This is a genomic window from Pantoea sp. X-Soil-OKNW-556, from assembly GCF_059730695.1.
The window spans coordinates 192,989-206,274 of the sequence record NZ_AP035990.1 but is presented as its reverse complement, the minus strand read 5'-3'; the positions used below and the strand labels follow the sequence as shown (position 1 = coordinate 206,274).

Below are 13,286 nucleotides of genomic sequence, written 5' to 3'. Positions count from 1 at the left end.
GCAATGACGGAACAAAAAGCCTCCTCCGCCGTGGTTGACGAAACCACACCAGCGGGCGACAACGCTACTCCTCCAGCTAAAAAATCACCGCGCGACAACAAACGCGATGGCAAGGTGCTGGGTGCGGTGGCGATTGTGATTGCGCTGGCGATTGGCGCGGGCCTTTACCTGAATGGGAAACACCAGGCCGACTTACAGGCTCAGACTAACCAGAATCTGAGTGAGCAACTGAGCGCACTGCAACAGCAACTGGGCAGCGATAAACAACAGCTGACGCAGCAACTGGAAAGCGCCAACAGCGCCTTGCAGGAAGCACGTAACCAACAAGACGCCAGCGCCAAAGAGCTGGAAGCCTTACGGCAAAAAGTCGCCACTATTTCGGGTAACGATACCCGCACCTGGCTGCTGGCGCAGGCCGATTATCTGGTCAAACTGGCGGGGCGTAAGCTGTGGAGCGATCAGGATGTCACCACCGCAGCCGCGTTGCTGAAAAGCGCAGACACCAGCCTCGCGGAAATGAATGATCCGAGCGTAATGAATGTACGTCGCGCCCTGACTCAGGATATCAGCTCGCTTGCAGCCGTCAGCCAGGTCGATTACGACGGCATCATCCTCAAGCTGAACCAACTGTCGAACGGCGTGGATAACCTGCGACTGGCAGATAACGACAACGACGATTCGCCGATGGATGCCGACAGCGGCGAGCTTTCCAGCTCACTGCATGAATGGCGGCAGAATCTGGTGAAAAGCTGGCACAACTTTATGGACGGCTTTATCACCATCCGCCGCCGCGATAACACCGCGCAGCCGCTGCTGGCGCCGAACCAGGATGTCTATCTGCGAGAAAATATCCGTTCGCGTCTGCTGATCGCCGCCCAGGCCGTGCCACGCCATCAGGACGAAATCTACAAACAATCGATTGATGCCGTCTCCACCTGGGTACGTGCCTGGTATGACACCAATGATGCCGCTACCAAAGCCTTCCTTGATCAGCTGGACGAGCTGAGCCAGCAAAGTATCTCGATGGATGTCCCTGATTCGTTGGAAAGCCAGCAACTGCTGGATAAGTTGATGCAAACCCGCGTGCGTAATCTGTTGGCGCAGCCATCGGTTGCGGCTGACCAGCAGGGAGGCTAAGCATGCTAAAAGTATTGGTACTTTTTCTGCTGTTGATCGCCGGTGTGGTGCTCGGCCCAATGTTGGCCGGTCATCAGGGTTATGTGCTGATCCAGACCGACAACTGGAACATTGAAACCAGCGTTACCGGCCTGGCCATCATCCTGATCCTCAGCCTGCTGGTGATTCTGTTCGTTGAGTGGGTACTGCGCCGTCTGTTCCGTACCGGCGCACGTACCCGTGGCTGGTTTACCGGTCGTAAGCGTCGTCGCGCGCAGCGTCATACTCAAACCGCGCTGATGAAGCTGGCAGAAGGCGATTACAAGCAAGTTGAGAAACTGCTGTCGAAAGATGCCGATCACGCCGACCAGCCAGTCGCTAACTATCTGCTGGCGGCAGAAGCAGCGCAGCAGCGTGGCGACGAGCTTCGCGCTAATCAGCATCTGGAACGTGCCGCCGAGCTGTCGCAAAACGACACCATTCCGGTGGAGATTACCCGAGTTCGTCTGCAACTGGCGCGCAATGAAGACCACGCCGCCCGTCATGGCATCGACCGTTTGCTGGAAGTGGCACCACGTCACCCTGAAGTGTTACGTCTGGCTGAGCAGGCCTATATCCGTACGGGTGCCTGGGGCGCGCTGCTGGATATCCTGCCCTCGATGCAAAAAGTGCAGATCAACGATGATACCCAGCGCGCAGCGCTCCAGCAGCAAGCATGGCTGGGCCTGATGAATCAGGCGATGGCCGACCAGGGCAGCGATGGCCTGAAACGCTGGTGGCAAAATCAGAGCCGTAAAACCCGTCAGGAAACTGCGTTGCAGGTGGCAATGGCGGAACATCTGATTGAGTGCGATGACCCGGATACCGCGCAAGCTATCGTGCTGGATGGGCTGAAGCGCCAGTATGACGATCGTCTGGTGCTGCTGATGCCGCGTATCAAAAGCGGCGATCCAGAGTCGCTGGAGAAAGCGCTGCGCAATCAAATTAAACAGCATGGCGCAACACCGCTGCTGCACAGCACGCTGGGCCAGATGCTGATGCGTCACGGCGAGTGGCAGCAGGCAGCAGAAGCCTTCCAGCAGGCACTGGCGCAGCGTCCCGATGCGTTTGATTACGCATGGCTGGCGGATGTCTACGATCGCATGCACCGGCCGGAAGAAGCGGCGAAGATGCGTCGTGAAGGACTCCTGCTGACGTTGAAGAACAACCCCAGCGCCTGATTTCTCGATTGTTATTTTTGTGCACGCCGGGCTTGCCCGGCTTTTTTTTCGCCAAATTCTATCATCAGGCGAGATAAATCACGCCACTACAGAATGTATGTGATGCGTAGCGGCGCGATTTATCGCGTAGATTTTGCAGATAAAAAAACACCTGCCAGAGGCAGGTGTAAGATCAGGTCGGTAAGACAACTGATGGTATCCGACTCAACGTAATGTCCGGGTTTGCAGTAAGGCTTGCGCGATGCTGCCTGGCTGGACAACGGATACCGTAAGGGGCTCTGCATCATTCCCAGGTTTATGCAGCATCAGCAGACATAAGAGGTGGAATGAGCATCTACGAAGATATTATTGCACAAGCCGTGCCAGGTTTGCAGATGACAAATTAAATCTATATTTATCAAATGGTTATTTTAACAGGTATGGTAAAGCCAAACGATGATGTCGGGAAACAGCGACAAACCAGCTTCAGATTGTCTCCGCTGAGCGACAGGCAATGCAAGGATATGTAAAATACATATAAATCATTAAGTTGCATGTCTCAGAACAGAGACAATGGCATGAAATCACTTTTCTACGGACGAAAAAAAACCTGCTCTTAGCAGGTTGTTTTTCATATTAAGATGGTCGGCGAGAGAGGATTCGAACCTCCGACCCACTGGTCCCAAACCAGTTGCGCTACCAAGCTGCGCTACTCGCCGATTTTTTTTATCTTAATATTTTGCCTGGTGCGAAGAGAGGGACTTGAACCCTCACGTCCGTTAAGACACTAACACCTGAAGCTAGCGCGTCTACCAATTCCGCCACCTTCGCATGTCCCAGCAAAATCTGGGGTGGCTAATGGGACTCGAACCCACGACAACTGGAATCACAATCCAGGGCTCTACCAACTGAGCTATAGCCACCATAAATCTTTTTACTGCCTAACGCGGTATTTAAAACCACCGAAGCTCTTGCGCACAAACTTAATGGCGCGCCCGACAGGATTCGAACCTGAGACCTCTGCCTCCGGAGGGCAGCGCTCTATCCAGCTGAGCTACGGGCGCGTAGCGCCGTTGCGGATGTGCATACTACGGACCTGATACCAGACTGTCCAGTGCTTTTTTCATAAAAAAACGCGTTTGGTTACGCTTTGTGCATTCCGTCGATAAATACTGCACTTTATGCCTGCCCCAACCAGAAATTGCTGCATTAATCAGCAATATCAGAGATCGCCGCGCCAGTGATAGCCTAAATATTTCAGCAACTTTATTTGGCGTCGCCAGCGCGAAGGCTGACGAATCAAGCGATACAGCCATTCCAGCCCAAGTTTTTGCCAGCTACGGGGCGCGCGCGCCACCCGTCCGGTAAACACATCGTAGGTGCCACCTACCCCCATATACAGCGCGTCGGGCCAATGGGCGCGGCAATCACGCATCAGCAACTCCTGACGCGGCGATCCCAGCGCGACAGTCACAATCTGCGCTTTGCTGGCAGCAATACGCGTAAATAACGCCTCGCGCTCATCCAGGGTAAAATAGCCATCCTGGCTGCCGACAATGTTCACCTGCCACTGACGGCGTAGTTTTTCGCAAGTTTCCTGCAACACGGCGTCACGACCGCCAATCAAAAAGACCGGGATGCCACTGCGGCCAGCACGTTCCATCAATGCCTCCCACAAATCGGCTCCGGCAATTCTGTTTACCCGTATCTGCGGATATTTCTTGCGTAACGAACGCACAATGCTGATGCCATCGGCATATTTAAATTCGGCTTGCTCAATCAACGCACGGACTTGTGCATCGCTTTCCAGCGTCAACATTTTTTCGGCATTGATCGCCACCAGCGTGCCACTGCGCGGCTTCTCGTCAGGCAGAAGAAAGTCGAGAAAGGACGCCCCATCCTGAAAAGCGTAGAGATCGATACCGCGTAGCGAATAACGCGGCTCCTCTTTTTTTATCGTATTCAACGTCAAACGTTTTCCTGTTGTCCCCGGAGGTTAAAAAGGGCTGGGTAACACCGGCTCACCGCGTTGTCGGATCAATCCGGCACGATCCAGCAGCCAGTAAAGCAACTTCGCCACCAATAAGCAGGCGGCAAAAATAACGCAGAAAAACACCACGCGTGAACCGAAGGCATCCAGCCCTTCACGCGCAAGCACGATCATGTTAAACACCGCACCAAAACAAAAACTTTGCAAAATGGCCCCGTTATAACGATTAGTCTCATGACGACCACGCGCGTAAAGCGTATCGAAGCCTTTCATTAACAGGCCCACCGCAACGGCACCCAGCGGAATAAACCACACGCCACCCATCACCAACAGCGACCCAAGTAACGTTGGCGAGATCGCCAGCCCGGAGTGGTTATTGAGCACTTCCCAGGTAAAGTAGTTAGCGCTGTTCAGCACCATCGACGGACGTCCCGGCCACAGCCAGCTGGGAATAAATACGTAAAAATCACGCCACATTGGGGCCAAGCCCTGAAACGAGATTTTGTCGTAATGCTGTAACAACAACGCCAGATTCTCCCACGGAGAGAAGGTATCGCGCGTCAGATAAAGGAAGGTGTAAAACGCCTCATCCCCCATCACATCGAGGTTATAACGTCGCAGCGCCAGCCAGAACATGCCGCCAATCGCCAGCACCCCCGCAGCGGCCAGCATCCACAGCGTGATCCAGCCGCGGGTAATACCGATAAACAGGAACAACGCAAAGGCGATGATGATGTTCGCGCGCGTGCCCCCCACCAACGCATAGGTCAGCAGGCCAAAAGCCACGGAAACCAGCAAAAACAGCAGCCACTGACGCAGTGTCGGGTTGAGGAAGTAACGAATCAACATCGCCGGGATGAAGAAGTAGAAGAAGCGTTTTAGCGCCACACCGGAGACTTCGCTGGAGAAGATCTGGTTATAGGCCGTCAGCCGGAACAGCAGCAGGCCATTATGCAGGAAAAACACCGTTACGGTGCCGATTGCCACCAGCGCCAACAGCAGACAGGTGAGATGGGTTTCCACCCGGTTCATCTGCAACCAGGGTTTGCGCGGCACGCGAGTGGCCGGACGCAAACGGACTTTGTAGCTCACGTAATAGATGGCATAGAAACTGGTGGCAGCCAGTAGCGCCTGCAACAGAAATTCTGCGGGCACCACCGCCATATTGAAGCGGAACACCAGAATGCTGGTCAGTGGAAAGCCAAAATAAAATGTCAGTAAAAACAGAATGGTAAAGAACAGGTGGAAGTTGAAACGCACCCGTTTAAATTCCCGCCAGGTCAGAGTCAGGATAAAACCCAGCGAGAACAAATACACCACCAGCAGACCGCTGAACTGCAAGAGGGTCATAAGTTCTCCGTTTCACTCAGAGTGAGTGCCTCGCGCCACCCTGCCAGATAGCCGGGGGCAAAGAATGCGATGGAGGCAGGATCGCACTGCATCAGCTGGCGCTGTGCCTCTGCGACCCGAGCGCTGTCCAGAGCATCGTCGCTGAACAACACCGGTAATCCCTGCTCACTAAGATCGCGCCAGAACGGGTTTTTGCGGCTGAGAACAAACGGAATGCCAGCCTGAATCAGCAGGCAAAGGGTACCAATCCCCTGCTGGCGTTCAAACATAAAATAACCCAGGTGGCAACGGCTGAGCAGCGCAAGATAGGCGTCAAAATCGATCTTATCGCGCAACAGCGTAACCTGCCCATTGGGGAAAAGTAACGCGGCTTCAGTAGCGACTTCGTTAATATATGTATCATTATTAGCGGGATAGCCAAGCGGTATCACCACCTTTATTTGGTCACCAAACTGTGACTTGATCGCCTGCAAACCCGCGATATGGCGATTGCTGCGATCGCCCGAATTACCCAACAACACGGTAAAATCATGCGGTTCTGTCGCAACAGGCACGGCACATTCCGGCATCCGTGTCGGGAAATAAAGCAAAGATGTCGGCACCCGCGGATGCCGTTGCTGATAATGGTACAGGTCGCCGCGTGTCGCGAACACGCGCGCCATACGTCCTTGGGCGAGACGCCGCAGCAGATAGAACAGCTGATACTTCAGACCGCTGCCCTCTTCATATAAATCTGCGCCCCATACATGCCAGAACGCCTGGTTGCGTCGCAGTTTGCCACTCAACAACGCCAGCCAAAGCCCGGGATTAAATTGCCCGTGGAAAAAGAAGCGCTGCTGCCGGTCTGTCGCACGGTTGATCACCGCCCGTGCCAGCGCCCGCTTGTCGGGAAAGGTTTCAATTTGCAATGCCTGATAAGCCTGTAATGCGTCTGGCGTTGGTGTGACCACCATAAATCGACGAGGCGTCTCCTGCGGCAGTTGCGCGCTGATCACATCATTAAAGAAGCGCAGCACGGTGTGATTATGATGGGGGATATCCGATCCCAGCACATGAGTTAACGTCATTTTCTTCGGCAATAAAGGGTGAAGGCGCCACAGCAGAGCGCAAAGTAGCAAATGTAGGTCGCCATGTAGGCTTGTGCGGCACCGACCGTCCCATGTAGCGGAATCAACCAGTGGGAAAACGCCATCAGTAAGATGAACTGGCTGACTTCCGTCAAAATATAGAAACGCAGCGACGCTTTAGCGATAACCAGGTAACCAAAGACATAGGCACCGACTTTGAACACGTCACCACACAGTTGCCAGACAAACAGATCGCGCATCGCGGCGAACTTTGTGGAGAAAAGCAGCCAGATGGCCACATCACGCAATAACCAGACGCAGAAGCTGGCAGCCGCCACCGCGGGCAAAACAAAGCGCAGCGCGCGCAAAATTTCCCTCGCAATCTGTGGCTTATGCTCCAGCCGGGCCAGGGTTGGCAACAGCCAGACGCTAAAGGTGGCGGTGATAAATTGCAGATACGCATCAGAAATGCTGGTGACACCTTGCCACAACCCGACCTGCGCCCAGCCTTGCTGTTGCGCCAGCAGGTTTCGCATCAACACCCAGGCCACCGGCAGCGTCACCGAGGTGATCAGCGCCATGAGGGTAAACTTCGCCAGATTGCGCGCCAGTTCCGGCTCCCAGACCGGTTTTAACCAACGTAGTGGCAACACCTGCTGATGACGTCGCAACATCATCAGCGCTGGGATCACCACCAGCGCAGGCACCAGCGCTAATCCAACCAATGCTCCGGCGTAACCGCCGATCCACCAGCACAGCGCATATGCCACCACGCCAATCAGGCTACCGGCAATCAGCGCCAACGCGTTACCGCGTGCATCACGAAAACCTTTCAACAATGCCAGCGTCAGATTCGCCCAAGCGATACCAAGCTGGAGAAATGCCACGATGCGTACCACGCCCTGATAATGATCGTGGCCGAATAACGCCCGGCTAATTGGTGCCGCAGCCAGCAAAAACACCACCGCCACTAGCGTGGAGAAGCCAAGCACCAGCGCGGATGCCGTTCCGGTGACAGCCCGTAGCGACGCGGGTTGCTGCTGAAATTGCGCCACATAGGTGGTCACGCCGTTAAATATGCCGGCACCGGCCAGCACGCCGAGCACGGTAATCAGCTGACGGAAGTTTCCGGCCTGGCCGACACCTTCCGGGCCGAAACTGACGGCCAGCAATTTGACCACCAGCAACCCGGCAACAATTTTGACCAGCGTGGACGACGCGGTCCACACCGAGGCTTTAGCGAGTGACATCAGGCAAAGAAGCTCAACAGGGAATTGATCACCGTGCGCTGATTGTTGTCCGACAGATTGTAGAACAGTGGCAAACGCAGCAAACGTTCGCTCTCACGGGTGGTGACAACATCATCGCCGTGGAAGCGGCCAAAACGCGCGCCCGCCGGTGATGAATGCAGTGGGATGTAATGAAAAACGGTGAGAATTTCGGCTTCTTTCATCCAGTTGATCAGCGCCTGACGATCGCTGCTGTCACGCAGTTTGATGTAAAACATATGCGCGTTGTGGCGGCAGTCGCCTGGCACCACCGGCAAGGTAAGGCGTCCGGCAGCCGCCAGCGGCTGAAGCGCCGCATAATAGTTATTCCACAGGCGCAGGCGCTGCTGATTGATACGCTCGGCCACTTCGAGCTGCGCCCAGAGATATGCGGCCTGTAAATCCGCCATCAGATAGCTGGAGCCGATGTCGCGCCAGGTGTATTTATCCACCTGGCCGCGAAAGAACTGGCTACGATTGGTGCCTTTTTCCCGGATTATCTCGGCACGTTCGACCATTTTTGCGTCATTGATCAGCGTAGCTCCGCCTTCACCACCTGCGGTGTAGTTTTTGGTTTCATGGAAGCTAAAACAACCAATATGACCGATGGTGCCAAGCGCACGCCCTTTGTAGTTTGACATCACCCCCTGCGCTGCATCTTCAATCACGTAAAGCTGATACTTTGCCGCCAGCGCCATAATGGTGTCCATTTCGCAGGCCACACCGGCGTAATGAACTGGCACGATAGCGCGGGTTTTCTCGGTGATCGCCGCTTCAATCAGGGTTTCGTCGATGTTCAATGTATCGGGACGCACATCCACAAACACGATTGTGGCACCACGCAGCACAAAGGCATTGGCCGTGGATACAAAGGTGTAGCTCGGCATAATCACTTCATCGCCGGGCTGGATATCAATCAGCAACGCAGCCATCTCCAGCGAGGCCGTGCAGGAAGGCGTCAGCAGAACCTTTTTGCTGCCGAAATGCTGCTCCATCCATTGCTGGCAACGCCGGGTAAAGCCGCCATCGCCGCAGAGCTTGCCGCTGGCCATCGCCGATTGCATATATTCAATTTCGCTGCCCACGATCGGGGGCGCATTAAATGGGATCATGTGCGTTCCTGTAGAACCAGTAAGCCGTGCTTTCCAGCCGTGCACCGCTGCGTAAATAGAGACGCATCGCCGTCAGATTGCTGAGTTGGGTAGCAACACGTAGCCGATTAAGCTGGCGCACCCGCCCCCAGTCAGCGGCCGACAGCAGCAAGCGCTGGCCGATACCCTTACCCTGCGCTTCCGGCAACACTGCCAGCAGCCCAATGCGCGCATCACCGTCCTGCTCGCGTATCGAGACAAAACCCTGCAATTCGCCCTGTTCATCGCAGGCAATCAGGCACTGGTTATCAAACGTGCCGCGTACTGCGTTCTCAATCCACTGTGCGTAGAAACGGCTGCTGTCATCCGCCTTAAACCACGGGGTACGAAAGCGGCTCAGACGAAACGCCACTCCGGCGGCGGCACGCAATGCCGGGATCTGCGCTTCACGCGCGATGCGCACGCCAGTTTGCCGCTCGGTACGTTTGATATTGATGGCGAGATCGGCTTCCCCTTCCACCAACTGAAAACCATGCTGGCTGATGGCATCGATCACATCGTTGCGTTCAGCCGCGACCTTGATTTGCCACAAGCCACAGGGCTGCTGCAATGCGTGCGCCAGCGGTGTGTCGCCATCGATTTCGAGGCGCGCGGTATTCAGGCTAAAGAAGCCACTCTCCCACGGCAGTGGGTTAATGCTGACACAGATGGACATCGTCGTTGACCAGAATGTGTTTCATCGCCAAACCCCTTTAGTATCGACAATCCACGCTTGCGTGACCTGCGCGGCATCAATGGCGCGGAACGGCGTGTGATCAACCAGCATCACCAAAATATCAGCCTGTTGGAGTGCCTCGGTGGTCGTTACCAGCGTAGCTTTACCCGCCAGGCGGTTAGGGATCGTGTTGATATGCGGTTCAACTACCCAGGTGGCGCCGCTGTGCCAATCGGCAATCAGTTCTGCCACGGTCATGGCCGGGCTTTCACGCAGGTCATCAATATTGGGTTTAAACGCCAGGCCAAAGCAGGCGATACTCACTTCGCTGGCGCGTTTGCCACTGGCGGTCAGGCATTCGGCTAACGCCTGCTTCACCTGATCCAAAACCCAGAGCGGTTTGGCATCGTTAACTTCTCGCGCGGTGCGGATCAGACGCGCCTGCTGTGGGTTTTGCGCCACGATAAACCAGGGATCGACAGCAATGCAGTGACCGCCCACACCAGGGCCGGGTTGCAGAATGTTGACGCGTGGGTGGCGATTCGCCAGCGCAATCAGTTCCCAGACATTAATTCCCTGTTCAGCGCAGATCAGTGACAGTTCATTGGCAAACGCGATATTAACGTCACGGAAGCTGTTTTCTGTCAGCTTGCACATCTCCGCCGTGCGCGCGTGGGTTTCTACACACTCACCACGCAGGAAGATGCGGTACAACTCGCTGGCACGCGCGGAGCAAGCGGGTGTCATGCCACCGATCACGCGATCGTTTTCAATCAACTCCACCATCACTTTGCCAGGCAACACGCGCTCCGGGCAGTAGGCAATGGCGATATCGGGTGCCTCACCATGCTGCGGAAAACGCAAGTCCGGACGCGCAGCCGCCAGCCAGGCGGCCAGCTGTTCCGTCGTCCCAACCGGGGAAGTGGATTCGAGAATCACTAAATCGCCCGCTTTTAATACCGGAGCGATAGAAGACGCTGCCGCCTGGACATAGCTGAGATCCGGCTGGTGATCACCGATAAAAGGCGTGGGAACCGCAATCAGAAAGGCATCGGCTGCTTCCACCTGGGTCGTGGCGCGCAGAAAACCGCGCTGCACGGCCTCGTGGACCACCTTGTCGAGTTCCGGTTCAACAATGTGAATTTCACCACGATTGATGGTTTCGACTGCGTGGGCATTGATATCAACGCCCACCACTTTAATTTCCCGAGAGGCAAAAACGGCTGCGGTCGGCAGCCCAATGTAACCCAGTCCAATAACGGAAATGGTGTGAAAACTCATGGTTAAACTCTATGATTTTTAAGAACCTGCAAAATGCGCGCGCAGGCCTGGCCGTCGCCATAAGGATTGTGCGCATGGCTCATCGCCTGCCAGACTTCATCGTTGTCCAGCAACAGGCTGACTTCTGCCACAATTTTATCAATATCCGTACCCACCAACCTGACCGTACCAGCAGCAACCGCCTCCGGGCGTTCGGTGGTGTCTCGCATTACCAACACCGGTTTGCCAAGTGACGGCGCCTCTTCCTGAATACCACCAGAATCCGTGAGGATCAGCCATGCGCGGTTCATCAACCAGACAAATGGCAGATACTCCTGCGGCTCGATCAGAACGATATTTTCGATCCCGCTCAGAATACGATTGACCGGCTCGCTGACATTCGGATTGAGGTGCACCGGGTAGACGATCTGCGCCTGCGGGTGCCGACGGGCAATCTGCGCCAGCGCGCTGCAAATGCGTTCAAAACCGTCGCCAAAACTCTCCCGTCGATGCCCGGTGACCAGAATCAGCTTTTTCTCCGGGTCGAGGAACGGATAATGCGCCGTCAGCCGGGCGTTCAGATCGGCGTCGTCCAGTACGCGATCGCGCACCCACAACAAGGCATCAATCACCGTATTGCCGGTGACGAAAATCCGCTGTTCCGGCAGATTTTCGCGCAGCAAATTCTCTCGTGAGTTTTGTGTTGGCGTGAAGTGATAACTTGCCAGGTGCCCGGTCAGGGTACGGTTAGCCTCTTCCGGCCAGGGCGACATCAGATTCCCGGTTCGCAGACCGGCTTCCACATGCCCTACCGGGATTTGGTGATAAAACGCCGCCAGGCTGGCAGCCAGCGTCGTGGTGGTATCGCCATGTACCAGCACCACATCGGGACGGAAATCGGCCAATACGGTTTTCATGCCCTGCAAAATACGGCAGGTGATTTCCGTCAGCCCCTGCTCCGGTCGCATGATATTGAGGTCATAGTCGGGTTGCAGATTGAACAAACGAAGCACCTGATCAAGCATTTCACGATGCTGGGCGGTGACGCACAGGCGCGATTCAAACGCCGAATCCTGGGCCAGCGCTTGCACCAGCGGTGCCATTTTGATTGCCTCAGGACGAGTACCAAATACGGTCAGAACTTTCACGCGGCTTCTCTCAATGACTCGTTGGTGACATCGGGCGCGGACGGCGCACCAATGCAACCCCCGCTCCCACCAGCGCGCCGATGACGCCCCACATGATCATCATAAACAGCCGACGTGGGCTATCACGCTTCACCGGTTCTTCTGGTGTACGCAGATAGCGGTAGGTCTGAAACTGTTTATCCACACGCGGCCCGGCCTGCAATGTACTCAACATTGCTCTGTTTTGATCATAGCTTAAATCGTACGCCGGACCGCTGGCCTGCAAGGTATCGAGCTGCGCCTGCAACATTTGCTGCCCCAGCAGGAAGCGGTCGCTGTCCGGTAGCGTTTCACCCATCACCGGCGCGCGGTTTTCTTTGATACCTTGCTGGCTGGCGATTTTCAGCGCCTGCTCAATACGCTGACGCTGCCGGGCAAATACCGCCTGTGCCACATCTTCCTGACGCTTCACCTGCGCCTGCAACTGTTCGGCTCGCGCCTGCCAGGCACCTTTCAGCTCCGCATTCAAATGGCGCGCGGCCCGTTCGCTAGCGTAAGCAATGTACTGTCGCAGCAGGTTATTGGCATCACTGGCGCTTTCGGCCACCAGCCTGACGCTGTTCAGCGTATTGTGAGCCGGATCGGCAGGTGTGAACTGAATATTGTTGATCTGATCATCAAGTAACGCCGCATCGTTGTGGGCGTTACCGCTTTTGCGGCTTTTATAGTAGTCGGTCTGCAACCAGAAATCCCGTCGAGTGTCCCATGATGCCAGTTGCATGATGAATTCCTGGTAGACATCATCCATGACCGTTGGCCCAGGCGAGCTGAGATTTAGCGTGTTGTTACGCACATCAAGGTTTTTGAGCAGTTGCTGCTGGACGAAGTAATCCCCCAACATGTTGACGGTGGGTCGATCGGTGATCGCCGTGGTGCTCCATGTCTGTTTCATCAGCATAGACACCAGCCATGCCAGCAACGCGAACAGCAACGCCAGACCAACGATCCAGCGTTTACCACGCCATAGCGTACAGCACAGGCCGCGAATATCCAGTTCGTTCTCCACAACTCCAGAGGTCATAACAAGGGATCCTTTTCTGGGT

Annotated in this window: 11 protein-coding genes and 4 tRNA genes; 2 read left to right on the top strand and 13 right to left on the bottom strand. The window is 55.4% G+C overall.

What is annotated here, in order from left to right:
* The first annotated feature begins 3 nt into the window (after positions 1-3).
* Together hemX and hemY are read left to right on the top strand one after the other, a co-directional pair.
* Entirely contained in the window at positions 4-1,137 is a 1,134-nt protein-coding gene (gene hemX / locus AC6I8T_RS00895) for a uroporphyrinogen-III C-methyltransferase (RefSeq protein ID WP_208724542.1), read from the top strand.
* Between the two features lie 2 nt (positions 1,138-1,139).
* Positions 1,140-2,336: a protoheme IX biogenesis protein HemY gene (gene hemY / locus AC6I8T_RS00890; RefSeq protein WP_415174103.1), complete on the top strand. Its 1,197-nt coding sequence runs from the start codon at positions 1,140-1,142 to the stop codon at positions 2,334-2,336.
* Positions 2,337-2,957: 621 nt separating this feature from the next.
* Here hemY and AC6I8T_RS00885 read toward each other — a convergent pair.
* From AC6I8T_RS00885 to wzzE, 13 genes are all read right to left on the bottom strand, one after another.
* Positions 2,958-3,034: transfer RNA gene (locus AC6I8T_RS00885), tRNA-Pro, on the bottom strand.
* A gap of 25 nt (positions 3,035-3,059) precedes the next feature.
* A tRNA-Leu gene (locus AC6I8T_RS00880) sits at positions 3,060-3,146 on the bottom strand.
* A gap of 16 nt (positions 3,147-3,162) precedes the next feature.
* A tRNA-His gene (locus AC6I8T_RS00875) sits at positions 3,163-3,238 on the bottom strand.
* Between the two features lie 64 nt (positions 3,239-3,302).
* Positions 3,303-3,379, bottom strand: a tRNA-Arg gene (locus tag AC6I8T_RS00870).
* 158 nt (positions 3,380-3,537) lie between these two features.
* Positions 3,538-4,287 (bottom strand): lipopolysaccharide N-acetylmannosaminouronosyltransferase, encoded by a 750-nt coding sequence (gene wecG, locus AC6I8T_RS00865; RefSeq protein WP_437180268.1) that lies wholly within the window; start codon positions 4,285-4,287, stop codon positions 3,538-3,540.
* A gap of 24 nt (positions 4,288-4,311) precedes the next feature.
* The gene (gene wzyE / locus AC6I8T_RS00860; RefSeq protein ID WP_208724539.1) at positions 4,312-5,655 is read right to left on the bottom strand and encodes an ECA oligosaccharide polymerase; all 1,344 of its coding nucleotides are present in this window, start codon (positions 5,653-5,655) and stop codon (positions 4,312-4,314) included.
* Entirely contained in the window at positions 5,652-6,722 is a 1,071-nt protein-coding gene (gene wecF, locus AC6I8T_RS00855) for a TDP-N-acetylfucosamine:lipid II N-acetylfucosaminyltransferase (RefSeq protein WP_208724538.1), read from the bottom strand. Before wecF ends, wzyE begins: the two co-directional genes overlap by 4 nt.
* Complete coding sequence (gene wzxE, locus AC6I8T_RS00850) at positions 6,719-7,972, bottom strand: lipid III flippase WzxE (RefSeq protein ID WP_497833428.1); 1,254 nt, start codon at positions 7,970-7,972, stop codon at positions 6,719-6,721. Before wzxE ends, wecF begins: the two co-directional genes overlap by 4 nt.
* Entirely contained in the window at positions 7,972-9,102 is a 1,131-nt protein-coding gene (gene rffA / locus AC6I8T_RS00845; RefSeq protein WP_021183782.1) for a dTDP-4-amino-4,6-dideoxygalactose transaminase, read from the bottom strand. Before rffA ends, wzxE begins: the two co-directional genes overlap by 1 nt.
* Positions 9,089-9,796, bottom strand: coding sequence for a dTDP-4-amino-4,6-dideoxy-D-galactose acyltransferase (gene rffC / locus AC6I8T_RS00840; RefSeq protein ID WP_208724535.1), 708 nt, complete (start codon positions 9,794-9,796; stop codon positions 9,089-9,091). The genes rffA and rffC overlap by 14 nt, the downstream gene beginning before the upstream one ends.
* A 21-nt stretch (positions 9,797-9,817) precedes the next feature.
* On the bottom strand, positions 9,818-11,077 hold the full coding sequence (wecC, locus tag AC6I8T_RS00835) for a UDP-N-acetyl-D-mannosamine dehydrogenase (protein WP_208724534.1): 1,260 nt from the start codon (positions 11,075-11,077) through the stop codon (positions 9,818-9,820).
* A gap of 2 nt (positions 11,078-11,079) precedes the next feature.
* A complete protein-coding gene (gene wecB / locus AC6I8T_RS00830; protein ID WP_208724533.1) occupies positions 11,080-12,204 on the bottom strand; it encodes a non-hydrolyzing UDP-N-acetylglucosamine 2-epimerase in 1,125 nt (374 codons plus the stop codon).
* Positions 12,205-12,214: 10 nt separating this feature from the next.
* Positions 12,215-13,264, bottom strand: coding sequence for an ECA polysaccharide chain length modulation protein (wzzE, locus tag AC6I8T_RS00825; RefSeq protein WP_497833427.1), 1,050 nt, complete (start codon positions 13,262-13,264; stop codon positions 12,215-12,217).
* Positions 13,265-13,286 lie beyond the last annotated feature (22 nt).

Coding starts and splice junctions, on each gene's coding strand:
- hemX (WP_208724542.1), top strand. CDS start 4: ATGACGGAACAAAAAGCCTCCTCCGCCGTGGTTGACGAAACCACACCA.
- hemY (WP_415174103.1), top strand. CDS start 1,140: ATGCTAAAAGTATTGGTACTTTTTCTGCTGTTGATCGCCGGTGTGGTG.
- wzyE (WP_208724539.1), bottom strand. CDS start 5,655: ATGACCCTCTTGCAGTTCAGCGGTCTGCTGGTGGTGTATTTGTTCTCG.
- wecF (WP_208724538.1), bottom strand. CDS start 6,722: ATGACGTTAACTCATGTGCTGGGATCGGATATCCCCCATCATAATCAC.
- wzxE (WP_497833428.1), bottom strand. CDS start 7,972: ATGTCACTCGCTAAAGCCTCGGTGTGGACCGCGTCGTCCACGCTGGTC.
- rffA (WP_021183782.1), bottom strand. CDS start 9,102: ATGATCCCATTTAATGCGCCCCCGATCGTGGGCAGCGAAATTGAATAT.
- rffC (WP_208724535.1), bottom strand. CDS start 9,796: ATGTCCATCTGTGTCAGCATTAACCCACTGCCGTGGGAGAGTGGCTTC.
- wecC (WP_208724534.1), bottom strand. CDS start 11,077: ATGAGTTTTCACACCATTTCCGTTATTGGACTGGGTTACATTGGGCTG.
- wzzE (WP_497833427.1), bottom strand. CDS start 13,264: ATGACCTCTGGAGTTGTGGAGAACGAACTGGATATTCGCGGCCTGTGC.